Raw genomic sequence first — 21,498 nt, 5'->3', positions numbered from 1 at the left:
CATCTTGTTCTGATCGTGCCGACCGATCACTGCCCCGTCGGCTACTCCTGCAATCCCATCTTCTTCTTGGTCACCCGGGTCGGCATCGCCTCCAGCGGGTTGTCCGGCCAGTAGTGACGGGGGTAGCGCCCCTTCATCTCTTTTTTCACCTGCTCATAGGATCCCGCCCAGAAGGCGGCGAGATCCGCGGTGATCTGCAAGGGGCGCTGGGCCGGGGAGAGCAGCTCCACCACCAGGGGCACCCGGCCATCGGCCACGCATGGGGTGGCGCCCAGCCCGAACATCTCCTGGATGCGCACCGGGATCGCTGGCGCCTGACCCGGCTGGTAGCGGATCCGCACCCGGCTGCCGGTCGGTGCGGTGAAGTGGCTCGGCAGCGCCTCGTCCAGCCGCCTTGGCAGGGGCCAGGGCAGAGACTGGCGCAGGATGTCGCTCATGTCGAGCCGCTTCAACTGCTCCAGCCGGGTCATGCCGCTCACCGCCGGCAGCAGCCACTGCTCGAGGTCGGCCAGCAGGCTCTCCTCATCCATGGCGGGCCAGGCTTCGTCGGGCAGCCAGTCGCGGGCGCAGCGCAAGCGGGCCAGCAGCCCCTCGCTGCTCTCGTCCCAGGGCAGCACGTGCAGCCCCTTGCGCCGAATGCCTTGCAGCAGGCAGCGCCCCTTCTGTTCATCGGAGAGATCCGTCAGCGGCCGCTGGCCGAGCACCAGCTCGCCGAGCACCTGCTGGCGCTCCGCACGCACCCGTTCCTCCCGATCGTCCCAGTCGAACCACTGGCGCTCGCCGACCAGCTCGGGCAGCTGGCGCACCAACTCATCCAGCGCCACCGGCTCGGCGATGAAGATGCGGCTGCCGCGCTCGTTCTGACCCATTTCGACGGCCACGATGGCCCCCTGCCCCTGGCAGGGATGCCCTTCTACCAGATCGCAGCTCACCCCGCCACTGAGCTGATAACGGCTGCCACTGCGCAGCTTGCCGATGCGATCGGGCCAGGCGAGGGCGCACAGCAACCCCAGCCATTGACCCTGCGGGCTGCTTGCCCGCACGCCGAGCCGCTCGAACCAGCGGACCGCCCCCTGGCGCAGGGCGCCCTGACGGCGGTGGAACAGCACGGACAGGCGCTCCGATCCTCGCAGATCTTCTTCCAGCAGCGCCACCAGGAAAGCCGCATCGGCGACAATCCCTGTCAGACCCTCGGATTCCAGCTCCCGGGCCCGCAGCAACATGCGGGCGAGGCGGGGATGGGTGCCGAAGGCCGCCATGGCACGGCCTGCCGGGGTAAGTTGTTGCTCACCTTCCGGGGCCATGGCGCCCAGGGCCACCAGCAACCGCCGGGCGCTGGCCACGGCGGCAGAGGGCGGCATGTCCAGCAGGGGCAGCGCCTCCACCCGGGCCCCCCACTGGGCGGCGTCCATCAGCAGGCCGGTGAGCTCTTGCGTCAGGATGTCGGGGGGACTCTGCTCGGCGAGGCGCTCCTGCACCTCGCAGCTCCAGAGCCGGTAGCAGACGCCGGGGCCAAGCCGCCCTGCCCGCCCCGCCCGCTGGGTGGCGGAGGCTTTGGCGATGGGCCGGGTCTCCAGCCGGGTGACGCCGCTCTTGATATCGAAGGTGGCGCGCCGCTCCAATCCGCTGTCGATGACCACGGAGATCCCCTCGATGGTGAGGGAGGTCTCCGCCACGTTGGTGGTGAGCACCAGCTTGCGACGACCCGCAGGCGCAGGCTCGATGGCCGCCTGCTGGGCCGCGAGGTCAAGACGGCCATAGAGGGGAGCCAGGGTCACATCCCCTGGCAACCGCCCTTCCAGCCACTGTGCCAGCCGCTCTATCTCCCCCTGTCCCGGCAGGAACACCAGGGCACTGCCAGCCTGACTGGCGAGCGCCTCCAGCACCACGGCGCCGACCTGGGGCTCCAGCCACTGCTGGCGATTGGCGGGGCGATAGTGGTACTCGATGGGAAAGACGCGCCCCTCGGAGCGCACCACGGGGGCGCCTGGCAGCAGGCGCTCCAGGGCCATACCATCCAGGGTGGCGGACATCACCAAGAGCTTGAGATCATCGCGCAACCCCTGCTGGCTTTCGATGGCGAAGGCCAGCGCGGTATCGGCGTGCAGGCTGCGCTCGTGGAACTCGTCAAAGATGACGAGCGACACGCCGCTGAGCTCAGGATCCTGCTGCAGCATCCGGGTCAGCACCCCCTCGGTCACGATCTCGAGCCGGGTCTGGCTGCTGGTGCGGCTCTCCCCGCGCACTCGCAAGCCGATGCGCTCGCCCACCTTCTCCCCCAGCTGACGCGCGAGGAAGCTCGCGATGTTGCGCGCCGCGAGGCGCCTGGGCTCCAGCATGATGATGCGCCCGGGCAGCCGGTGCTGGCGCACCAGCTCCAGGGGCAGCAGGGTCGATTTGCCCGCGCCGGGGGGTGCCTGCAGGATCACGCTGGTATGGTTGTCGAGGGCTGCAAAGAGTTCGGGCAACACCGGGACGATGGGGAGGGAAGACAAAGCGATGGGCACCTTCTGTGACACTTCTGAAAAGGGGTCCATTCTGCCACAGCCTCCCGGCCACCGTAAGCGCCCCTGCCGGGCAGGGGCAGGAAGCGTCAGGTGCAACACGGCAAGACATCCCGGGAGCGGCTGCCATAGAATGGCCCTTATCCGATGCCCATCACGAGGACCAACACGCCGCATGCCCAAACTCTTCTTTGCCCTGCCCCTGCCAGAGCTTGCCCCCGAGCTTGCGACCTGGCGAGACCAGCGCCCCTGGCCCGGCCAGCCGGTGCCCGAGAGCAACCTGCACCTGACCCTGGCCTTTCTCGGGGAGGCCGACGAAACGACCCAGGCTCGTCTTATCGCGGCCGCCGAGCGACAGCACTGCCCCCCTTTCAGCGTCCATCTGGATCAGACCGGCTGGTTTCAGCGCGCCAAAGCCGCCTGGGTGGGGCCCGGTGAGTGGCCGAACGAGCTGACCGTGCTCGCGAGGGCACTGCGCCGCCACGGTGAAAAACTCGGGCTGGGCAACGGCGAGCAGGGCTATCGCCCCCACGTCACCCTGTCGCGCAAGGCGGGCGAGGCCCCCGGCGAGCTGCCTGCGCCGGATTTTCTGCTCAGGGCCGATCGCTTCTGCCTCTATCAATCCGTCAGCACGCCGGACGGTGTCCACTACGAACCGCTCGCCTGCTGGCCCCTGCGGGCCCGCGTCAAAGAACCGCACCGCGAGGAGCTCACCCCATGATCTTCGATCCCCCCCTGCAGTCCGGGCAGCTGATCTCCCGCTACAAGCGCTTCCTGACGGATGTCGCGCTCAACAACGGCGAGGTGATCACCATCCACTGCGCCAATACAGGTGCCATGACCGGCTGCGCCCTGCCGGGCACCCGGGTCTGGTACTCCACATCCGACAACCCCAAGCGCAAGCTGCCAAACAGTTGGGAAATCGCCGAGAGCCCGGCGGGTCACTTCATCTGCGTCAACACGGCCCGTGCCAACCAGATCGCCCGGGAGCTCATCGAACAGGGCGCCCTCGCCCCCCTGGCAGGCTATGCCAGGCTGCGCACCGAAGTGAAATACGGGGAAGAGAACAGCCGCATCGACCTGCTGCTGGAAGATGACCACAGGCCGGATTGTTACATCGAGGTGAAATCCGTCACCCTGCTCGACGAGCGGGAGCAACCCGGCATGGGCTACTTCCCCGATGCGGTCACCACCCGCGGCGCCAAGCACTTGCGTGAATTGATGGCCATGAAGGCGGCAGGGCACCGGGCCGTGCTGCTGTTCATGGTATTGCACTCCGGCATCGCGAGAATGCGCCCTGCAGCCCATATCGATCCGCACTATAGTCAGCTTGTTGAACAGGCGATGGCGGCAGGGGTTGAAATTTTATGCTATCGCCCCCATGTTGGGGTGCAGGGCATGGTGGCTCAGGATTTTATCCCATTTGAATCTGACCATATGCTACCCGAGGGCAGAGAATAAATGCAGAAGTGGGTAACATTATTGATAAGGCTTGTTTGCCTCCCGTTGACCCTTCTGCTATAGATGTCGCCCTCAATTTATGGATGGCACGGGTAGCGTGCTGAATTAGGAGACAGGGCATGCCAACAGGCGAAAACAGGAAATCTCTGGGCCCCCTGGCCATTGCGGGTGTAGAGCCTTACCAGATGAAAGCCGGTGAGGAGTACATGAATGACCAACAGAAGGTACATTTTCGCAAGATCCTGGGAGCCTGGCGCAACCAACTGATGCAGGAAGTTGACCGCACCGTCGACCACATGAAGGATGAGGCTGCCAACTTCCCGGATCCCGTGGATCGCGCCGCGCAAGAAGAAGAGTTTGCTCTCGAACTGCGCACCCGCGACCGTGAACGCAAGCTGATCAAGAAGATCGAGAAAACCTTGCTGCTGCTCGAAGAAGATGACTTCGGTTACTGCGAGCATTGCGGCATCGAGATCGGCATCCGCCGTCTGGAAGCCCGTCCGACCGCAGACCTCTGCGTGGACTGCAAGACGCTGGCCGAGATCAAGGAAAAACAGATGGCTGGCTGATGCCGCCCATCCACAGAAACGAAAAGGGAGCCCAGGCTCCCTTTTTTATTGAGCTTTTGGTCGGGCCGTCCCAGAATGCAGCCTCAATGCATCGCCTACCCGAATTGCCATGGTCATGACATCCCCCCCCTCCCGACGCCCCTATGTGGGCCGCTTCGCCCCCTCCCCGTCCGGTCCGCTCCACTTCGGATCCCTGGTCGCCGCCCTTGGCAGCTTCTTGCAGGCCAGGGCGCAGCAGGGCCGCTGGCTGGTGCGCATCGAAGACATCGACCCCCCGCGGGAGATGCCGGGAGCCGCTGACCTTATCCTCACCACCCTGGAGGCACACGGTCTTGGCTGGGATGGGGAGGTGATGTTCCAGAGCGCGCGCCATGGCCGCTATGACGAGATCATCGATCAGCTCTATCGGGCCGGGGATCTCTACTGGTGCCGCTGTACCCGGCGCGAAATCATGGCCGCAGGGGGATTCTACAACGGTCATTGCCGCGCCCTGGGGCTGACCGCCGGGGGGTGTGCCGCCCGTTTGCGCCAGCACCACCCGGTCTATCGGTTCGAGGATGCGCTTCAGGGAGAGATCTCCGTCCCCGCAGCGCTGGCGAAGGAGGACTTCATCGTGCGCCGCCGGGACGGGCTCTACGCCTACAACCTGGCGGTGGTGGTGGATGACATGGACAGCGGCATCACCGAGATCGTCCGCGGCGCCGATCTGCTGGAACCCACGGTGCGCCAGATTGCCCTCTACCAGACTCTGGGGGCTGCCGTCCCCGATTGGGTGCACCTGCCGCTGGCGGTGCAAGCGGATGGCAACAAGCTCTCCAAGCAGAACCATGCGCCGGCGCTGTCGCAGGACGAGGTACGACCGGCCCTGTGGCAGGCGCTGCACTTTCTCGGTCAGTGCCCGCCGCCCGAGCTGATGGCGAGCCGTATCGACGAGATCATCGGCTGGGGCATCGCCCACTGGCAGCTGGCCCGGGTGCCCCGCCAGCAGAAGATCCCGCAAGGGCAAAGCTAGCCCCGGCTGCATTTCTTGCCCCAAAAGGACCAATCAAGGGGAAGCAGGCCACACCGTTTCTCATTTGGTTGGGGCTGAGCTATGATAGGCCGCTATTTTTTTGGCCTCCCGTCAATTTAAAGTCATAACGAGGTGTACCATTTTTTCCCAGATCGCAAACTTTTGCCGCAAAGTGCTCGGCAAGGAAGACGGCGAGCAGTCGGTGGAGTCCCCCATTCCGGCCCGTGTCGCCGGACAGCGCCGTACCTTGAGCCGTGACCAGCACCCGATTTCGCGCAAAGAGATCAGCGAGAATGCCCTCAAGGTGCTCTATCGCCTGAACAAGGGGGGCTATGAGGCCTACCTGGTCGGCGGCGGCGTCCGTGACCTGCTGCTCGGGAAGACCCCCAAGGATTTCGACATCGCCACCGACGCGACGCCGGAGCAGATCAAGGCGCTGTTCAGCAACTGCCGCCTCATCGGCCGCCGTTTCCGCCTGGCCCACATCGTCTTTGGTCGTGACGTGATCGAAGTGGCCACCTTCCGGGGTCACCACCATCAGGTCAATACCAGCAAGCATGTGTCGGCCCAGTCCGATGAAGGCATGCTGCTGCGGGACAACGTCTACGGCACCATCGAAGAGGATGCCGAGCGTCGCGACTTTACCGTCAACGCCCTCTACTACAGCGCCAAGGATTTCACCCTGCACGATTTCGAGGGTGGGCTGGAAGATCTGGCCGCGCGCAGGCTGGATCTCATCGGTGACCCCGAGACCCGTTACCGGGAAGATCCGGTGCGGATGCTGCGCGCCGTGCGCTTCGCCGCCAAGCTCGACATGACCATCAGCCCGCGTACCGCCGCCCCCATCCGGGAGCTGGCCCCGCTGCTGCAGGACATCCCGGCCGCTCGCCTGTTCGAGGAGACCCTCAAGCTATTCCTGGCGGGGGACGGTCTGGCCACCTACAAGTTGCTGCGGGAATACGGGCTGTTCCAGCCGCTGTTCCCCCAGGTAGCCGCCCTGTTCACGCCCCACGGCAACTCGCCCTACGAGCAGTTCATCGAGCAGGCGCTGATGGACACCGATACCCGGGTCCGTGAAGAGAAGCGCGTCACTCCCGCCTTCCTCTACGCCACCCTGCTGTGGGGTGCCGTCGAGGCCCGCGGCCGCGTGCTGGAAAACGAGAGCGGCCTGCCCTGGTACGATGCCTTCATGCTGGCCATCAACGAGGTGCTGGACAACCAGGTGCGGATCATCGCCGTGCCACGCCGCTTCACCACGGACGTGCGCGACATCTGGGCCCTGCAACAGCGCCTGACCCGCCGCCAGGGCAAGCACCCCGAGCGCGCCATGGAGCACCCGAAATTCCGTGCGGCCTTCGACTTCCTGTTGCTGCGCAACCGGGTCGAGCGCGGCCTCGGCGAGCTGTCGAGCTGGTGGGAGCGCTATGTGGCCTCCAACCCGGATGTGCGCCCGCAACTGCAACGGGAGGCGACCCGCCGCCCGGCGAGCGGCGAGCGCGCCGACTCCCGCAGCGGTGATGGCGAGAAGCGCAGCGGCAATGGCCGCAACCGCCGTCGCCCCCGTCGCCGCAAGCCGAAGTCTGCAGAGTAAGGATCCGCCGATGATCGAGGTCTTCGTCGCCATCGGCTCCAACCTGGCCGACCCCCTCGGCCAGGCTCGTCGCGCCATCGCCGCGCTGGCAACCCTGCCCGAGTCCGAGCTGCGGCAGACCTCCCGCCTTTACGGCAGCCGCCCCATGGGCCCTGCGGATCAGCCGGACTACGTCAATGCCGTGGCGCGCCTTGCCACCCGCCTCAGCCCTCTGGCGCTGCTGGACGAGCTGCAGCGCATCGAGCAGGCACAGGGGCGAGTGCGCAAGGATGAGCGCTGGGGCCCCCGGACCCTGGATCTCGATCTGCTGCTGTACGGCGACGAGGTCATCCGGCATGAGCGCCTGACGGTGCCTCACTATGGCATGAAGGAGCGGGAGTTCGTCCTGCTGCCCCTTGCCGAGATAGCCCCCTCCCTGGTGCTGCCCTGCGGCACCCCGCTCACCGAACTGGTTGCCCGCTGCCCGCGCAATGGACTCGTGATCCTGGCCGGTGCAGCAGGCGAGTAGAGAAGAGTAGGAACAACGTAATGAGCAAGATCACCATTACCCACCTGCAGAAGATGAAGCAGGACGGACAGAAAATCACCGCCATCACCGCCTATGACGCGACCTTCGCCAAGCTGTTCGACGACGAGGGCGCCCAGGTGCTGCTCATCGGCGACTCCCTCGGCATGGTATTGCAGGGCGGAGACGACACCCTGGCGGTCAGCATGGACGAGATGGTCTATCACACCCGCTGCGTGGTGCGCGGCACCACCAATGCCCTGGTGGTGACCGACATGCCGTTCATGAGCTATGCCACCCCGGAGCAGACCTACCAGAACGCGGCGCGCCTGATGGCGGCCGGTGCCCGCATGGTGAAGATGGAAGGGGGGGACTGGCTGTGTGACTCCATCCGCCACCTGACCCGTAACGGGGTGCCGGTGTGCGGCCATCTCGGCCTGACCCCGCAATCCGTCCACGTGTTTGGTGGCTTCAAGGTGCAGGGGCGCGACGAGTTCCACGCCCAGGAGATCTACCGCCAGGCGCTGGAACTGCAAGCGGCCGGCATCCAGTTGCTGGTGCTCGAGTGCGTGCCCGTCTCTCTGGCAGAGCGCATCACCAAGGCGCTGCGCATTCCGGTGATCGGCATCGGTGCCGGCCCTGCCACCGACGGCCAGATCCTGGTGATGCACGATGCCTTCGGCATCACCTCCGGTTATGTGCCCAAGTTCACCAAGAACTTCCTGGCCGAGACCGGTGACATGCGTGCCGCCATTCGTCTCTATGTGCAGCAGGTGAGCGAGGGGACCTTCCCCGGCCCCGAGCACTGCTTCAACTGACTTTCTGTCGTCATGAGCGCGGGGGCCTGTGCCCCCGTCTCGCCCTCTCCCCTGACGACCCCCTCTTTTATTGATTCATCTGAAGGTGAACTGACGATGTTGGTTGTGAACAATTCCACCGCGCTGCGCGAGCAGATCGGTCAATGGCATCGCGAAGGCCGCGCCATCGCATTCGTGCCCACCATGGGCAATCTGCATCAGGGTCATCTCACCCTGGTCGAGGAGGCCCGCCGCCATGGCGACAAGGTGGTGGTCAGCATCTTTGTGAACCCCTTGCAGTTCGACAAGGCCGAGGATCTCGCCAACTACCCCCGCACCCTGGAGCAGGATTGCGCCGCCCTGGAGGCCGCCGGTGTGGACCTGGTCTTCACCCCGACGCCGGAGATCATGTATCCCCAGGGGCTCGCCAGCCAGACCTTCGTCGAGGTGCCCGGCATCTCCAGCCTGCTGGAAGGGGCGCTGCGTCCGGGGCATTTTCGCGGGGTCAGCACAGTCGTCACCAAGCTGTTCAATCTGGTACAGCCGAACGTGGCCTGCTTTGGCGAGAAGGATTACCAGCAGCTCGCGCTCATTCGCAAGATGGTGGCCGACATGGCCATGCCCATCGAGATCGTGGGCGTACCGACCGTGCGGGCCGAAGACGGGCTGGCCCTCTCTTCGCGCAACGGCTATCTGACCGCTGCCGAACGGGCCATCGCCCCCGAGCTCGCGCGCACCATGAACTGGATTGCCGAGCAGATTGAAGCGGGGAACAGTCACCTCCCCTCCCTGGTTGCCCAGGCCAGCCAACGCCTCGACAACGCGGGATTCAGGACGGATGCCATCGACATCGTCGATGCCGACACCCTGGAATCCGCCAGCGCCGAGAGCCAGCGCCTGGTGATCCTGATGGCCGCCTATCTGGGCAAGGCCCGCCTCATCGACAACCGGGTCGTCGCCCTGCGGGGTTGAGACACGGCAAGGAGACCACGATGTCCAAGAAGGTTTACTGCATCGCCCAGTTCCAGCCCAAGCCGGGCCAGGAGCAGGCCCTGTTCCGCGTCCTGCAAGGGCTCGAACCCGACACCCTGCGTGAAGATGGCTGCCTGCAGTACATCGTCACCCGCCATATCCAGAGCCCCTTTGCCGAGGGGGAGAGCTTCCCCATCGTCTTCAACGAGATCTGGCGCGACATGGCGAGCTTCGAGGCCCACTGCCAGCGCGCCGGTATCAAGGCCTTCTTCGAGCGCTACTGCCTCGCGGATGATGGCCTCGCGGCCAAGTGGAACGTCTGCGTCTACAGCGACGAGCCGGCGGACTACGATGCCCCGGCCCTCTGAGGCCGAAACGTGCAAATAAAAAGGCGCCCGAGGGCGCCTTTTTGCTGGCGGGTGTGCGCCTCAGTGGCGCAGACCGGTGCCGCGGGAGATGAGCCACCAGGCCATCCCGTAGAGTACCAGGATGAAGCCGATGATGATGAGATAGGCAGTGCCGAGGGGCACGTCGGAGATCCCGAGGAAGCCGTAGCGGAACGCGTTCACCATGTAGATGATGGGGTTCACCTGGGATACCCCCTGCCAGAACGGCGGCAGCAGGGTGATGGAGTAGAAGACGCCCCCCAGATAGGTCAGGGGAGTCAGGATGAAGGTCGGGATGATGCTGATGTCATCGAACGACTTCGCGAACACCGCGTTGATGAGCCCCCCCAGGGAGAAGAGGATGGAGGTGAGCAGCACGGTCATGCAGACGCTGAACAGGTGATGGATCTGCAGCGGCACGAAGAACAGCGACACCAGGGTGACGATGAGGCCGACACAGAGGCCGCGCGCCACGCCACCGCCCACATACCCCGCGATGATGATGTAGTTGGGCACCGGCGCCACCAGCAGCTCCTCCACGTTGCGCTGGAACTTGGCGCTGTAGAAGGAGGAGGCGACGTTGGAGTAGGAGTTGGTGATGACCGACATCATGATGAGGCCGGGCACGATGAACTCCATGTAGCTGAAGCCACCCATGTCACCGATGCGCGAGCCGATGAGGTTGCCGAAGATGACGAAGTAGAGGCTCATGGTGATGGCGGGCGGCACCAGGGTCTGGATCCAGATCCGGGTGAAGCGGCTCACTTCCTTGGCCAGAATGCTCTTGAAGGCGATGTAATAGGTCATGGGGTTCATGCTTTGCGACCCTCCTCTACCAGATTGACGAACAGCTCTTCCAGCCGGTTCGCCTTGTTGCGCATGCTGAGCACCTTCACCCCCTGGGCGGAGAGCTGCTCGAACAGGCTGTTGAGGGACTGGCTCTTCTCCAGCTCCACTTCCAGGGTGTTCTCATCCTGCATCCGGCCGTTGAACTCGGGCAGGGCCGGCACGGTGGAGCCCGGCACCAGATCCAGCAGGAAGGTCTCGCGACCCAGCTTGCCGAGCAAGCTCTTCATGCTGGTGTTCTCGATGAGACGGCCCTTGTCGATGATGCCGATGTTGCGGCACAGCATCTCGGCCTCTTCCAAGTAGTGGGTGGTCAGGATGATGGTCACCCCCTGCTCGTTGAGATCCTTGAGGAAACTCCACATGGAACGGCGGATCTCGATGTCCACCCCGGCGGTCGGCTCATCCAGGATCAGCAGCTTGGGCTCATGCATCAGGGCGCGGGCGATCATCAATCGGCGCTTCATGCCACCGGAGAGAGTGCGAGCCGCCATGTCGCGCTTGTCCCACAGATCGAGCTGGCGCAGGTACTTCTCGGCGCGCACCTTGGCCTCGGCCCGCGGCACTCCATAGAAACCGGCCTGGTGAGTCACTATCTGGCTCACCTTCTCGAACTGGCTGAAGTTGAACTCCTGGGGCACCAGACCGAGCTGGGACTTGGCCAGCTCCAGATCGGTATCGATGTCATGACCGAATACCTTCACCTTGCCGGCACTCTTGTTGACCAGTGAGCTGATCACGCCGATGGTGGTGGATTTGCCCGCCCCGTTGGGACCGAGCAGGGCGAAGAAATCCCCCTGTTTGACGGTGAGATCGATGCCCTTGAGGGCTTCGACGCCCCCCTGATAGGTCTTCTTCAGACCGCTGATTTCCAATGCGTTCATTGCAACCCCTGTGATGGATGAGCCCATCTCGAGACAGAAAAGGCGGCTGTGACGCCGCCTGAAGACAGTCGATGGCGGGCCGGCCAGCCTGCCTTGCTACTTCGGACCCGGCTTACTCTTGCGGTACCACCTTGCCAATGAAAGGCAGGTTACGGTACTTCTGGGCGTAGTCAATGCCACAGCCCACCACGAACTCGTCCGGGATGGAGAAGCCAAGCCAGTCCACCGGCACCTGAACCTCGCGGCGGGACGGTTTGTCCAGCAAGGTGCAGATGGCCAGGGATTTCGGCTCGCGCAGGGAGAGGATCTCGCGCACCTTGTTGAGGGTGTAACCGGTGTCGATGATGTCCTCCACGATCACCACGTCCTTGCCTTTGATGTCGTCATCCAGATCCTTGAGGATGCGCACGTCACGGGTGCTGTGCATGCCGGAGCCATAGCTGGAGGCAGTCATAAAGTCCAGGGTGATGGGCAACTGGCACTGACGGCAGAGATCCGCCAGGAAGACGCAGGAGCCGCGCAACAGGCCGATCATGACCACTTCCTCGGAGCCCTGGTAACGGGCGGTAATCTCTTCACCCAGCGTGGCGATCCGGGCTGCAACCTCGGCCTCGGGGATCATCACCTCGACAATGTGTTTCATCACATACTCCAATAATGACCAAAGGGTTATTGGCCGTTCATTAACGTCAAAACCGAGGATTCTACCACTCCAACCAGTGGGCGTCAGGCATACGTGATGCTTTTATCGGCTTATTTTAATTGATAGAGTTAGCAAGCCTTCGGGCATTATCGGTGACAATACTATAAACACCATAATCAATAACTATTAGATGAAAAAACTATGGAACCACGCGCAGAAATAAGACGTCGAACCCGGCTTTCGCCGGAGGCTCGCCGTGATCAATTGATGGAGTGTGCCGTCGAGGTATTTTCCCGTCGCGGCATCGGCCGTGCCGGGCATGCCGAAATAGCCGAACAGGCAAAGGTCTCGGTTGCGACCGTTTTTAACTATTTCAATACTCGTGAAGATCTGGTCGACGAAGTGCTGACAGAAATCGAAGCCTTCGTACAGCAGATCCTCGAACAGGCCTACAACGGTCAGGGCTCCGCCAGGGAGAGCATTCACCGCCACGTGAAGCTGTTCGTTGACGCCGCCTATGACAAGCCCGATCACGCCAGCATCTGGCTGGAGTGGAGCTCCTCGGTGCGGGAAGAAGTGTGGCCTCGCTACACCCGGCTGCTGGACAAGGCGCTGGAGCGCATTGCCCCCCACCTGCAACGGGCCATCGACAACGGCGAGATCCAGAGCGTGCTGTCGGCGCAGGATCTGGCCCGCTCCCTGACCGGTTTTGGCTATGTGATGATGCAGATGATCAATCAGCCGCAGCGTCCGAGCCGGGAAGAGGTGACGGATTTCCTGTTCAAGTACGTGACGGCCCCCATCCAGGCCAGCTGACTCGTGCAGATGTTGACAAAGCGGCGCCGGGCTTTACAGCCTGGCGCCGCTTTTTGTCCGCTCCCCGCCGTATCAGTGGTTTGCATAACCCCAGCGACTGGTCAACTCATGCTCGACACCCAGGTGGTCGAGGATGCGGGCGACCATGAAGTCCACCAGATCTTCGATGCTTTTGGGTTCATGGTAGAACCCTGGCGCCGCCGGCATGATGGTCACGCCAAGACGGGCAAGCTTGAGCATGTTCTCCAGATGGATCGCCGAGAAGGGGCTCTCCCGGGGCACCAGAATCAGCTGGCCGCGCTCCTTGATCACCACGTCCGCCGCCCGCTCCAGCAGGTTGTCCGAGGTGCCGTTGGCGATCGCCGAGACGGTGCCCATGGAGCAGGGACAGACCACCATCTGTTTGGGGGCCGCCGAGCCGGAGGCCACCGGCGAGAACCACTCCTCCTTGCCGCAGGCGACGATCTGACCCTCTTTGGCACCATAATGGCGACAGAGGTACGCCGACAGCTCCCTGGGGGAGCCCGGCCAATCCTGCTGCTGCTCGGTCTTGAGCACAACCCTGGCCGCCGAGGAGGCGAGCAGGAAGACCCGATAGTCCGCCTGCACCAGGCATTCCAGCAGGCGCAGGGCATAGGGAGCGCCGGAGGCACCGGTCAGCGCCAGAGTGATGGCCTTGTTCATGATGCGCTCTGCAGCTCCTTGAGGCGGGCGATCAGCTTGTCGTGAATGCCGCCAAACCCGCCGTTGCTCATGATCAGAATATGATCCCCTGGGCGGCTCTCGGCCACCAGGGCGCCAATCAGGGCATCAAGGGCCTCGAATACCCGGGCAGGCCGGGTCATGTGGGCCGTCACCTCCCCCAGATCCCAGCCGATGTTGGGGGGCTGGAAGAAGAACACCTCGTCGGCACCGTCGAAGCAACCGGCCAGCTCCTCCTTGTGAACCCCGAGCTTCATGGTGTTGGAGCGGGGCTCCAGCACCGCCAGGATGCGGGCCTTGCCCACCTTGGCGCGCAGGCCGCCCAGGGTGGTCTCGATGGCGGTGGGGTGGTGAGCGAAGTCATCGTAGACGCTGATGCCGGCCACTTCCCCTTTCAGCTCCATGCGCCGCTTGGGGGACTTGAACTGGCAGAGGGCGTTGATCCCGTGCTCCACCATGACACCGGCATGGCGGGCGGCGGCGATGGCCATCAGACCGTTGTTGACGTTGTGCTCTCCGATGCACTCCCAGTGCACCTCCCCCTGTTTCACGCCATCCAGCCACACCTCGAAGGCGGAGCCGTCATCGGCCAGCTTCACCGCCTTCCACTTGGCGTCGTCCTGGCCCACCAGCTCCACCTCGCTCCAGCAGCCCATCTCGCGCACGGCGGTAAGGTTGTCATCACCTTTGGGGAAGAGCACCCGGCCGTTGCTCGGCACGGTGCGCATCAGGTGGTGGAACTGGCGCTGGATGGCGGCGAGATCCGGGAAGATGTCAGCGTGGTCGAACTCCAGGTTGTTCATCACCAGGGTGCGCGGGTGGTAGTGGACAAACTTGGATCGCTTGTCGAAGAAGGCGCAGTCATATTCGTCCGCTTCAATCACAAAGAAGGGAGCCGAGCCGAGACGGGCGGAAACCGGGAAGTTGCCCGGCACGCCGCCGATGAGGAAACCGGGTTCCAGCTTGGCATACTCCAGCACCCAGGCCAGCATGCTGGCGGTGGTGGTCTTGCCATGGGTGCCCGCGACGGCCAGCACCCAGCGATCCTTCAGCACGTGCTCCAGCAGCCACTGAGGGCCGGAGATATAGGGCAGATTGCGGTCCAGCACATATTCCACACAGGGGTTGCCACGGCTCATGGCATTGCCGATCACCACCAGATCCGGCGCCGGATCGAGCTGGGAGGGGTCGTAGCCTTCGGTCAGTTCGATGCCCTGTTGCTCGAGCTGGGTGCTCATGGGGGGATAGACGTTGGCGTCAGAGCCGGTCACCCGATAGCCAAGCTGTTTTGCCAACACCGCCAGACCACCCATGAAGGTGCCGCAGATCCCGAGAATGTGAATGTGCATACCGCTGCCTTTTCCAGTAAAGGGAGTGCGCATTCTAGGGTCTGTTGACCCGGTGGCACAAGCCGCGCCCATGGGGAGCGAAGGCATCGGCGCCCGCAGACGACAGAAATCGGGCAAGCGCGGGGAAAAGCCACCCTCCACCACGCCACCCGGCCCTTGAAATATGGTCATTTGACGGGACATCGCTATAATGTCGGCCTGCAAACTTGACTCCAACACTCAAAGGAAACGTCATGAGCCTGAACCTGGTACCGGCCGGCAAGAGCCTGCCTGACGACATCTACGTCATCATCGAAATCCCGCAGAACGCCGACCCGATCAAATACGAAGTCGACAAGGACAGCGGCGCCATCTTCGTTGACCGTTTCATGTCCACCCCGATGTTCTACCCGTGCAACTACGGTTACGTGAACGCCACCCTGTCCCTGGACGGGGATCCGGTCGACGTGCTGGTTCCGACTCCCTACCCGCTGCTGGCCGGCTCCGTCATCCGTTGCCGCCCGGTCGGTGTGCTGAAGATGACCGACGAATCAGGCGAAGACGCCAAGATCGTGGCCGTTCCCCACTCCAAGCTGACCAAGCAGTACGATCACATCCAGGATGTGAACGATCTGCCCGAGTTGCTGAAAGCTCAGATCCAGCACTTCTTCGAGCGCTACAAAGAGCTGGAAGCGGGCAAGTGGGTCAAGGTGGAAGGTTGGGGCGACAAGGCCGCTGCCGAAGCCGAGATCAAGACCTCTGCCGAGCGTTACGCTGCAAAATAAGCGTATCCCTCGCAAAAAAAGGCGCCTTATGGCGCCTTTTTTATTGGTCGTTGCGGGGACGCTCCGGGGGGATCCCCCTGGATATAGAGGTCGCGCCCGTTTTGCCGATAGGGGCGGTAATAGTCATCACCGCAGCGATATTCCTGACCGGCACCTCCCACCAGATCGCAGTTGACCGGCAGCACCTCCAGCCACTTGATGGCCTGCTGGAAGCGCAGCCACTCCTGCCATTCATGCTCCCGGGCCAGCTGATCCCGCAGGGCGAAGGTATCCGCGCTGGACAACCCCTGATTGACGATGACCTGCCCCGCCAGCGCCGGCGTGGCCACCAATATCAGCAGAAACCGTGAAACAAGCTTCATGATGATTTCCCCCATGACTTATTTCCTGAATTAAATTTAAAGTCAGATCAGATAATTACCAATATATCTGTCACCAGACCAATCCAAATGCCGGTCACTCACCTAGTTGTTTATTATCGACCCAGGCGGAGGCGCACCATGAAACTGGCACAAGGCTTTCTGTGCAGTCTGCTCTTCGGCACCATGGCGCAGGCCAACGAGATCAACCTGAGCTGGCAGTGGCAATCTGCGGATGGTCAGCAAAAGCACCTGCAATTGACGGCGGATGAGCGCACCTTTTCAGCCAGCCGTCACGAGATGACACAGCTCGACACCGCCCTCAACTTCCCGCTGGAAACACTCTACTCCTACATCAGTCCGCGCCTCTACAACAGCATCAACCAGATCAACCAGCACAGCCCGGAGACGGCCACCAAGTTCCGCAACCTAGAACAGGCCTTTACCCTGCACGACAGCAGCCTCGAATCCGCCCAGTTCTGGCAGGCCTACCGGCAATATCAGGAGGACGCCTTCTACGAAATGCGGGTCCAGCCCTGCGTGCACCCGGCCAACCAGAAGCTGCCCTGTGTGCGCCCCAACTACTCCCAGCTGTTCTATCAGTTCAAGGGAGACCTCAAACCCCTGGCACAGCAGTTTTCGGCCAAGGATCTCGCCACCAGCGTCACCCTGCTGCAGGAGTGGCTGAGCGGCATCCCCACCCCGCCCGAGCAGATGGACCACTTCGCTCCGCCCTTGCAGGCCCTGCAGGACAACAAGGCCGACAGCGACGAGAAGGCGCTGCTCATGGCCAGTCTGCTGGCGGAGCTGGCGCCCCAGTACAGTCTCAGCATCATCTATCCGAACATCAGCATCGGCAGCGTCTCGCCGGCCTGGCTCGCCATCACGGCCGACAGCGGCCTTGAGGGAGACACCCTGGTGATCGGCAATCAGCGCCACGTGCTGCTCACCGGTTCTCCCCTGCTGGCCCAGCAGATGACCATGGCCCAGATTCCCTTGATCAGCGAACCGCTCTACTAGCCTCTTCTGACCATCACTTGCTTTTGATGGATGACATGCCATCCTTGCCGCCGTCATTGGGGGATGGCGCCCATGTTGACAAGATCACCGTCGCACCCTGCATTATTTAACACTTTTTAAACAGATCCGATCAGTTTAGGATGTTCAGGGTCCCATTCCCTCGACCCAAAAATCGTTATAACATCACAAAGGAGTGTCATCCGGATGAAACATCTCGTGCTTACTCTGGCGCTGCTGCCAACCCTGGTCATGGCCCACAACATCAAGGAGTCAACCCAGGTGCCGCTGGTCAACATCAGCGACAAGGGGGAGCTGGTGCTCAAGGAGAAGGAGATCAGCTATCAGCCCTGGCAGAGCAAGGTCCTGACCAGCAAGGTCTTCCTGATCCAGCACATCGCGGGTCGCTCCAGCGCCAAGGAGCTCAATGCCCCCATGATCGAGGCGATCAAGGCGGCCAAGCTGCCCCACGACAAGTACCAGACCGTCACCATCATCAACAGCAATGACGCCATCTGGGGCACGTCCGGTTTCGTGAAGAGCAGTGCCGAGGACAGCAAGAAAGAGTTCCCCTGGTCCGCCATGGTGCTGGATGCCAAGGGGATGGCCCGCAACGCCTGGGCGCTCACCCCGGAAAGTTCGGCCATCATACTGCTGGATAAAGAGGGCAAGGTGCTGTTTGCCAAAGATGGCCAGCTCGATGCCGCCGAGATAACCAAGGTGATGGGGCTCATCCAGTCCCATCTCTGAATCAGAGAGAAGGGCGCTGATGGCGCCCTTTCCACAAGGGTCTATGGGTCGTTCCACACTGACAATCTGGGTGTTGCTGCTGGGCTGGTTGTGGATGCAACCGGTGCTGGCACAGCACCCTCTTGAAGCTGCCCTGCCCGATCACGGTCATGCCTGCACCCTCTGCGTCCTGCATCTGGATGGCAAGCTGGCACTGACACCGACCCCCGTTCTCCCTCCCCTCTCCTCTGGCATCGACCGGTATATCGGCACTCCCCAACCGAGGGCGGCCACCGGCACCACGGGACATCGCCGTATCCGCGCCCCGCCGCCCCTTCATTGTTTCTTTTTTTGAACCAATCTTTTCTCTATTTATTCAAAAGGATTAACGATGAAAGCAGTCACCCTGTTGCTGGCCGCTGCCGCCTTCGGCGCCCAGGCCCATCACGACGAACACGAAAGCCACAGCCACGGTGCCCATGAGCACGGTCACGGCCACCTCAACCTGGTACTCGACGGCAACCAGCTGATGATCGAGTTGCAGGCCCCTGCCGCCGATCTGGTGGGCTTCGAGCATGCCGCCAACACCGATGAGGAGAAAGCGCAGTATGCCAAGGCGGTGGCCCGCCTCCAGCAGCCCGACGCCCTCTTCCGTTTCGACCCTGCCGCCGGCTGCAAGCTGACCCAGCAGGAGCTGCAGGCCGCCAAGGAAGATCATGACCATGAGCACGAGCACGAGCACGAGCACGAGCACGACAAGGCTGATGGCGCTCACGATGAACACCATCACGACGACGCGGGCCATGCGGACATGGGAGCCATGTACACCTACACCTGCGCTACCCCGGCCAAGCTCACCGGTCTCGAGGCCACCCTGTTCAGCCTCTACCCGAGCCTGGAGAAGCTGAGCGTGCAGGGCATACTGCCCACCGGCCAGACCGCCGCCGAACTGACTCCGTCCGCCAACAAACTGGGCTGGTAACACCATGAAACATGCCGTGGTTGAGATCCGTGATCTGGCCTTTGCCTGGCCGGGTCACGAAGCCGTCCTCGATCTGCCCGCCCTTCGCATCCACGAGGGTGAGCGCGTCTTCATCAAGGGCCCATCGGGTTGTGGCAAGTCCACCCTGCTCGGGTTGCTGGCCGGTATCCAGACCGCCAACCACGGTACCCTGGAGGTGCTGGGCCAGCCCCTGGCCCGGCTTTCCGGCCGCGCCCGTGACCAGTTCCGGGCGGCCAATCTGGGGTACATCTTCCAGCAGTTCAATCTGCTGCCGTTTCTCTCGGTGCAGGACAACGTCACCGCTGCCCTCACCTTTTCACCCGCCAAGCGGGCCCGCCTGACAGGGAGCCCCGAGCAGGAGGCGCGCCGCCTGCTGGCAGAACTGCAACTGCCGGATGAGGCACTCCATCGCCCCGTCCACGCCCTCAGCATCGGCCAGCAGCAGCGGGTTGCCGCCGCCCGCGCCCTGATAGGCTCCCCTCCTCTGGTGATCGCCGACGAGCCCACCTCGGCCCTGGACACCGACAACCGGGCCGCCTTCATCCGGCTGCTGTTCGAGGAGTGTGACAAGCAGGGATCTACCCTGGTCTTCGTCAGTCACGATCCCTATCTGGAGCCCCTCTTCCCCCGGGTGGAGAACCTGCAACAGCTCAACCGGAGGGCGGCATGACCACACGCCATCATCTCGCAGCCCGTCCGGCCATCTCCCCTTCACTGCGGAGGCTCTCATGCTGAAACTCGCCCTGCAAAGTCTCTGGGCCCGTCGCCTCACCGCCGGGCTCACCCTGCTGGCCGTCGCCATCAGCGTCACCCTGCTGCTCGGGGTGGAGCGGGTGCGCAGTCAGGCACGGGACAGCTTCGCCAACACCGTCTCGGGTACCGATCTCATCGTCGGCGCCCGCTCCGGCCAGGTGAACCTGCTGCTCTATTCGGTGTTTCGCATCGGCAACCCCACCAACAACGTGGGCTGGGACTCCTACCAGGCCATCAAGGCCAGGCCCGGTATTGCCTGGACCATCCCCCTCTCCCTCGGCGACTCCCACAAGGGGTTTCGCGTGCTCGGCACCAATGGGGACTACTTCACCCACCTGAAGTACGGCCAGCAGCAGGCGCTCGTCATGCGCGAAGGTCGCCCCTTCGAAACACCGTTTGAAGCGGTGCTGGGTGCCCAGGTGGCCGAAAAGCTCGGCTATCACCTGGATCAATCCATCGTCATCGCCCATGGCGCCGGCAACACCTCGTTCAGCCAGCATGACAACATGCCGTTCAAAGCGGTGGGGATCCTGGCCCCCACCGGCACCCCCATCGATCGCACCATTCATGTGCCGCTGGCGGGCATAGAGGCGATCCACCTGGGCTGGGACACCGGTCGTCACAGCAAGAACGTGACCCCGGAACAGGCGATGGCGCTGGATCTCACCCCCAAGACCATCACCGCCTTCATGGTGGGGCTGAGCAACCGGATCCTGGCGTTCCAGTTGCAGCGCAGCGTCAACACCTATCCCAGAGAGCCCCTGATGGCCATCCTGCCGGGAGCCGCTCTGCAGGAGCTCTGGGGGCTGATGAGCGTGGCGGAGACCGCCCTGTCGGTGATCGCGGGCTTCGTGGTGGTGGCGGGCCTCATCGGCATGCTGACCACCCTGCTCGCCGGCCTCAACGAGCGGCGCCGCGAGCTCGCCATTCTGCGCTCGCTGGGGGCGGGCCCTGCCCACCTCTTCCTGCTGCTGGCGCTGGAGGCGATGGCGCTCACCACGGCGGGCATCGCCCTCGGGGTGGCCGCGCTCTATCTCGGTCAGGGGCTTGCTAGCCCCTGGCTGCTCAGCCACTATGGCCTGCAAATGAGCCTGGGTCTGCCGAGCGCCTATGAGTGGCAACTGCTGGGCCTGGTCTGGCTGGCGGGCATGGTGATCGGGCTGCTGCCTGCCGCCCGCGCTTACCGCTACAGCCTGAGCGACGGCATGAGCATTCGCGTCTGACCCGACGCATCCGACCAAGAGAGAAGAACAGATGATGAAGTGGAAAATAGTGGCGCTGCTGGCCAGCCTGCTGGTGCTGCCTGCCATGGCTGCAGATTACAAGACCATCGACTGGGATATCCTCATCCCGGAGGGGGAAAAACTGCTGCCACCGCCCCAGGTCAGCCATGATGGCGACTTCTCCTCGGTGCCGCAGCCGGTGGGGGGCGTCAACAAGAAGCTGGACAATCAGGAGGTGCGGATCCCCGGGTTCGTGGTGCCCCTGGAAGGGGATGCCAAGACCATCACCGCCTTCCTGCTGGTCCCCTACTTCGGCGCCTGCATTCACGTGCCGCCCCCGCCCACCAACCAGGTGATCTACGTGAGCTACCCCAAGGGGGCGCCGGTGGATGACCTCTGGGACGCCATCTGGGTCAAGGGCAAGATGCACACCGTCAGCTCCAGCCACGAGATGGCCACCGCTTCCTACTCCATGGACGCGGTCGAGGTCAGCGTCTACGAAGAGTGATCCCCTGATGGCCTCCCCCGGGAGGCCATTTTTTTAGGTTCATCGCGGCTTTCCGGGGAAGGCCGCCTTGATTTTCAGAAAAAAGTATTCTGAGTCCCTAAATCC

Annotated in this window: 25 protein-coding genes; 18 read left to right on the top strand and 7 right to left on the bottom strand. The window is 63.2% G+C overall.

The window, feature by feature from the left end; translation table 11 throughout:
- Nucleotides 1-41 precede the first annotated feature (41 nt).
- The gene (hrpB, locus tag OKC30_RS08900; protein WP_270662876.1) at nucleotides 42-2,495 is read right to left on the bottom strand and encodes an ATP-dependent helicase HrpB; all 2,454 of its coding nucleotides are present in this window, start codon (nucleotides 2,493-2,495) and stop codon (nucleotides 42-44) included.
- A gap of 184 nt (nucleotides 2,496-2,679) precedes the next feature.
- On the opposite strand from hrpB, the gene thpR reads away from it, so the two are divergent.
- The 9 genes from thpR (at nucleotide 2,680) to OKC30_RS08855 (ending at nucleotide 9,779) form a co-directional block, all read left to right on the top strand.
- Nucleotides 2,680-3,225, top strand: a complete 546-nt coding sequence (gene thpR / locus OKC30_RS08895) for an RNA 2',3'-cyclic phosphodiesterase (RefSeq protein WP_109422518.1) — start codon at nucleotides 2,680-2,682, stop codon at nucleotides 3,223-3,225.
- The gene (sfsA, locus tag OKC30_RS08890; RefSeq protein WP_042864979.1) at nucleotides 3,222-3,965 is read left to right on the top strand and encodes a DNA/RNA nuclease SfsA; all 744 of its coding nucleotides are present in this window, start codon (nucleotides 3,222-3,224) and stop codon (nucleotides 3,963-3,965) included. The genes thpR and sfsA overlap by 4 nt, the downstream gene beginning before the upstream one ends.
- 119 nt (nucleotides 3,966-4,084) lie before the next feature.
- Nucleotides 4,085-4,534 (top strand): RNA polymerase-binding protein DksA, encoded by a 450-nt coding sequence (dksA, locus tag OKC30_RS08885; protein ID WP_029314801.1) that lies wholly within the window; start codon nucleotides 4,085-4,087, stop codon nucleotides 4,532-4,534.
- A gap of 109 nt (nucleotides 4,535-4,643) precedes the next feature.
- On the top strand, nucleotides 4,644-5,546 hold the full coding sequence (gluQRS, locus tag OKC30_RS08880) for a tRNA glutamyl-Q(34) synthetase GluQRS (protein ID WP_160837803.1): 903 nt from the start codon (nucleotides 4,644-4,646) through the stop codon (nucleotides 5,544-5,546).
- Between the two features lie 100 nt (nucleotides 5,547-5,646).
- Nucleotides 5,647-7,137: a polynucleotide adenylyltransferase PcnB gene (gene pcnB / locus OKC30_RS08875; RefSeq protein WP_160837801.1), complete on the top strand. Its 1,491-nt coding sequence runs from the start codon at nucleotides 5,647-5,649 to the stop codon at nucleotides 7,135-7,137.
- A gap of 10 nt (nucleotides 7,138-7,147) precedes the next feature.
- Nucleotides 7,148-7,645 carry a 2-amino-4-hydroxy-6-hydroxymethyldihydropteridine diphosphokinase gene (gene folK / locus OKC30_RS08870; RefSeq protein WP_160837799.1) on the top strand — a complete coding sequence of 166 codons (498 nt, stop codon included), beginning with the start codon at nucleotides 7,148-7,150 and terminating at the stop codon, nucleotides 7,643-7,645.
- 20 nt (nucleotides 7,646-7,665) lie between these two features.
- Nucleotides 7,666-8,460, top strand: coding sequence for a 3-methyl-2-oxobutanoate hydroxymethyltransferase (gene panB, locus OKC30_RS08865; RefSeq protein WP_042864977.1), 795 nt, complete (start codon nucleotides 7,666-7,668; stop codon nucleotides 8,458-8,460).
- A 96-nt stretch (nucleotides 8,461-8,556) separates the two neighbouring features.
- Nucleotides 8,557-9,411, top strand: a complete 855-nt coding sequence (gene panC / locus OKC30_RS08860; RefSeq protein WP_160837797.1) for a pantoate--beta-alanine ligase — start codon at nucleotides 8,557-8,559, stop codon at nucleotides 9,409-9,411.
- A gap of 20 nt (nucleotides 9,412-9,431) precedes the next feature.
- Complete coding sequence (locus OKC30_RS08855) at nucleotides 9,432-9,779, top strand: putative quinol monooxygenase (RefSeq protein WP_010675576.1); 348 nt, start codon at nucleotides 9,432-9,434, stop codon at nucleotides 9,777-9,779.
- Nucleotides 9,780-9,839: 60 nt separating this feature from the next.
- Here OKC30_RS08855 and OKC30_RS08850 read toward each other — a convergent pair whose 3' ends face one another.
- From OKC30_RS08850 to hpt, 3 genes are all read right to left on the bottom strand, one after another.
- Complete coding sequence (locus OKC30_RS08850) at nucleotides 9,840-10,613, bottom strand: ABC transporter permease (protein ID WP_160837795.1); 774 nt, start codon at nucleotides 10,611-10,613, stop codon at nucleotides 9,840-9,842.
- Nucleotides 10,610-11,527, bottom strand: coding sequence for an ABC transporter ATP-binding protein (locus tag OKC30_RS08845; protein ID WP_039040845.1), 918 nt, complete (start codon nucleotides 11,525-11,527; stop codon nucleotides 10,610-10,612). The genes OKC30_RS08850 and OKC30_RS08845 overlap by 4 nt, the downstream gene beginning before the upstream one ends.
- A gap of 112 nt (nucleotides 11,528-11,639) precedes the next feature.
- Nucleotides 11,640-12,170, bottom strand: coding sequence for a hypoxanthine phosphoribosyltransferase (gene hpt / locus OKC30_RS08840; RefSeq protein WP_010675579.1), 531 nt, complete (start codon nucleotides 12,168-12,170; stop codon nucleotides 11,640-11,642).
- Between the two features lie 201 nt (nucleotides 12,171-12,371).
- Here hpt and OKC30_RS08835 point away from each other — a divergent pair, with 201 nt between their 5' ends.
- Nucleotides 12,372-12,986 (top strand): TetR/AcrR family transcriptional regulator, encoded by a 615-nt coding sequence (locus OKC30_RS08835; protein ID WP_029314803.1) that lies wholly within the window; start codon nucleotides 12,372-12,374, stop codon nucleotides 12,984-12,986.
- A 72-nt stretch (nucleotides 12,987-13,058) separates the two neighbouring features.
- Here the strand turns inward: OKC30_RS08835 and OKC30_RS08830 are convergent, their stop codons facing one another.
- Nucleotides 13,059-13,670, bottom strand: coding sequence for a flavin prenyltransferase UbiX (locus OKC30_RS08830; RefSeq protein ID WP_042864976.1), 612 nt, complete (start codon nucleotides 13,668-13,670; stop codon nucleotides 13,059-13,061).
- Nucleotides 13,667-15,037, bottom strand: a complete 1,371-nt coding sequence (gene mpl / locus OKC30_RS08825) for a UDP-N-acetylmuramate:L-alanyl-gamma-D-glutamyl-meso-diaminopimelate ligase (RefSeq protein WP_039040843.1) — start codon at nucleotides 15,035-15,037, stop codon at nucleotides 13,667-13,669. The genes OKC30_RS08830 and mpl overlap by 4 nt, the downstream gene beginning before the upstream one ends.
- A 233-nt stretch (nucleotides 15,038-15,270) precedes the next feature.
- Here mpl and ppa point away from each other — a divergent pair, with 233 nt between their 5' ends.
- Nucleotides 15,271-15,801, top strand: a complete 531-nt coding sequence (gene ppa, locus OKC30_RS08820) for an inorganic diphosphatase (RefSeq protein WP_005335667.1) — start codon at nucleotides 15,271-15,273, stop codon at nucleotides 15,799-15,801.
- A gap of 26 nt (nucleotides 15,802-15,827) precedes the next feature.
- Here ppa and OKC30_RS08815 read toward each other — a convergent pair whose 3' ends face one another.
- Nucleotides 15,828-16,178: a hypothetical protein gene (locus OKC30_RS08815; RefSeq protein WP_010675583.1), complete on the bottom strand. Its 351-nt coding sequence runs from the start codon at nucleotides 16,176-16,178 to the stop codon at nucleotides 15,828-15,830.
- A gap of 123 nt (nucleotides 16,179-16,301) precedes the next feature.
- On the opposite strand from OKC30_RS08815, the gene OKC30_RS08810 reads away from it, so the two are divergent.
- From OKC30_RS08810 to OKC30_RS08780, 7 genes are all read left to right on the top strand, one after another.
- A complete protein-coding gene (locus OKC30_RS08810) occupies nucleotides 16,302-17,180 on the top strand; it encodes a hypothetical protein (protein WP_010675584.1) in 879 nt (292 codons plus the stop codon).
- Between the two features lie 204 nt (nucleotides 17,181-17,384).
- Nucleotides 17,385-17,927 (top strand): YtfJ family protein, encoded by a 543-nt coding sequence (locus OKC30_RS08805; protein ID WP_104454729.1) that lies wholly within the window; start codon nucleotides 17,385-17,387, stop codon nucleotides 17,925-17,927.
- A 43-nt stretch (nucleotides 17,928-17,970) separates the two neighbouring features.
- Entirely contained in the window at nucleotides 17,971-18,261 is a 291-nt protein-coding gene (locus OKC30_RS08800) for a hypothetical protein (RefSeq protein WP_080988551.1), read from the top strand.
- A gap of 36 nt (nucleotides 18,262-18,297) precedes the next feature.
- Complete coding sequence (locus tag OKC30_RS08795) at nucleotides 18,298-18,888, top strand: DUF2796 domain-containing protein (protein ID WP_109112832.1); 591 nt, start codon at nucleotides 18,298-18,300, stop codon at nucleotides 18,886-18,888.
- A gap of 4 nt (nucleotides 18,889-18,892) precedes the next feature.
- On the top strand, nucleotides 18,893-19,579 hold the full coding sequence (locus OKC30_RS08790) for an ABC transporter ATP-binding protein (RefSeq protein ID WP_039040841.1): 687 nt from the start codon (nucleotides 18,893-18,895) through the stop codon (nucleotides 19,577-19,579).
- A gap of 58 nt (nucleotides 19,580-19,637) precedes the next feature.
- Nucleotides 19,638-20,885: an ABC transporter permease gene (locus tag OKC30_RS08785; protein WP_160839442.1), complete on the top strand. Its 1,248-nt coding sequence runs from the start codon at nucleotides 19,638-19,640 to the stop codon at nucleotides 20,883-20,885.
- Nucleotides 20,886-20,916: 31 nt separating this feature from the next.
- Entirely contained in the window at nucleotides 20,917-21,393 is a 477-nt protein-coding gene (locus OKC30_RS08780) for a DUF3299 domain-containing protein (RefSeq protein WP_010675589.1), read from the top strand.
- Nucleotides 21,394-21,498 lie beyond the last annotated feature (105 nt).

The organism is Aeromonas sp. QDB18, assembly GCF_027705325.1.
Taxonomy (GTDB): Bacteria; Pseudomonadota; Gammaproteobacteria; order Enterobacterales; family Aeromonadaceae; genus Aeromonas; species Aeromonas caviae.
The sequence above is the reverse complement of the archived record's forward strand: the minus strand, read 5'-3'. Positions and strand labels throughout refer to the sequence as shown.

Bases quoted from the DNA above. Each gene is read 5' to 3' on its own strand.
- thpR (WP_109422518.1), top strand. From the start codon at position 2,680: ATGCCCAAACTCTTCTTTGCCCTGCCCCTGCCAGAGCTTGCCCCCGAG.
- sfsA (WP_042864979.1), top strand. From the start codon at position 3,222: ATGATCTTCGATCCCCCCCTGCAGTCCGGGCAGCTGATCTCCCGCTAC.
- dksA (WP_029314801.1), top strand. From the start codon at position 4,085: ATGCCAACAGGCGAAAACAGGAAATCTCTGGGCCCCCTGGCCATTGCG.
- gluQRS (WP_160837803.1), top strand. From the start codon at position 4,644: ATGGTCATGACATCCCCCCCCTCCCGACGCCCCTATGTGGGCCGCTTC.
- folK (WP_160837799.1), top strand. From the start codon at position 7,148: ATGATCGAGGTCTTCGTCGCCATCGGCTCCAACCTGGCCGACCCCCTC.
- panB (WP_042864977.1), top strand. From the start codon at position 7,666: ATGAGCAAGATCACCATTACCCACCTGCAGAAGATGAAGCAGGACGGA.
- panC (WP_160837797.1), top strand. From the start codon at position 8,557: ATGTTGGTTGTGAACAATTCCACCGCGCTGCGCGAGCAGATCGGTCAA.
- OKC30_RS08855 (WP_010675576.1), top strand. From the start codon at position 9,432: ATGTCCAAGAAGGTTTACTGCATCGCCCAGTTCCAGCCCAAGCCGGGC.
- OKC30_RS08850 (WP_160837795.1), bottom strand. From the start codon at position 10,613: ATGAACCCCATGACCTATTACATCGCCTTCAAGAGCATTCTGGCCAAG.
- OKC30_RS08845 (WP_039040845.1), bottom strand. From the start codon at position 11,527: ATGAACGCATTGGAAATCAGCGGTCTGAAGAAGACCTATCAGGGGGGC.
- hpt (WP_010675579.1), bottom strand. From the start codon at position 12,170: ATGAAACACATTGTCGAGGTGATGATCCCCGAGGCCGAGGTTGCAGCC.
- OKC30_RS08835 (WP_029314803.1), top strand. From the start codon at position 12,372: ATGGAACCACGCGCAGAAATAAGACGTCGAACCCGGCTTTCGCCGGAG.
- OKC30_RS08830 (WP_042864976.1), bottom strand. From the start codon at position 13,670: ATGAACAAGGCCATCACTCTGGCGCTGACCGGTGCCTCCGGCGCTCCC.
- mpl (WP_039040843.1), bottom strand. From the start codon at position 15,037: ATGCACATTCACATTCTCGGGATCTGCGGCACCTTCATGGGTGGTCTG.
- ppa (WP_005335667.1), top strand. From the start codon at position 15,271: ATGAGCCTGAACCTGGTACCGGCCGGCAAGAGCCTGCCTGACGACATC.
- OKC30_RS08815 (WP_010675583.1), bottom strand. From the start codon at position 16,178: ATGGGGGAAATCATCATGAAGCTTGTTTCACGGTTTCTGCTGATATTG.
- OKC30_RS08810 (WP_010675584.1), top strand. From the start codon at position 16,302: ATGAAACTGGCACAAGGCTTTCTGTGCAGTCTGCTCTTCGGCACCATG.
- OKC30_RS08805 (WP_104454729.1), top strand. From the start codon at position 17,385: ATGAAACATCTCGTGCTTACTCTGGCGCTGCTGCCAACCCTGGTCATG.
- OKC30_RS08800 (WP_080988551.1), top strand. From the start codon at position 17,971: ATGGGTCGTTCCACACTGACAATCTGGGTGTTGCTGCTGGGCTGGTTG.
- OKC30_RS08795 (WP_109112832.1), top strand. From the start codon at position 18,298: ATGAAAGCAGTCACCCTGTTGCTGGCCGCTGCCGCCTTCGGCGCCCAG.
- OKC30_RS08790 (WP_039040841.1), top strand. From the start codon at position 18,893: ATGAAACATGCCGTGGTTGAGATCCGTGATCTGGCCTTTGCCTGGCCG.
- OKC30_RS08785 (WP_160839442.1), top strand. From the start codon at position 19,638: ATGCTGAAACTCGCCCTGCAAAGTCTCTGGGCCCGTCGCCTCACCGCC.
- OKC30_RS08780 (WP_010675589.1), top strand. From the start codon at position 20,917: ATGATGAAGTGGAAAATAGTGGCGCTGCTGGCCAGCCTGCTGGTGCTG.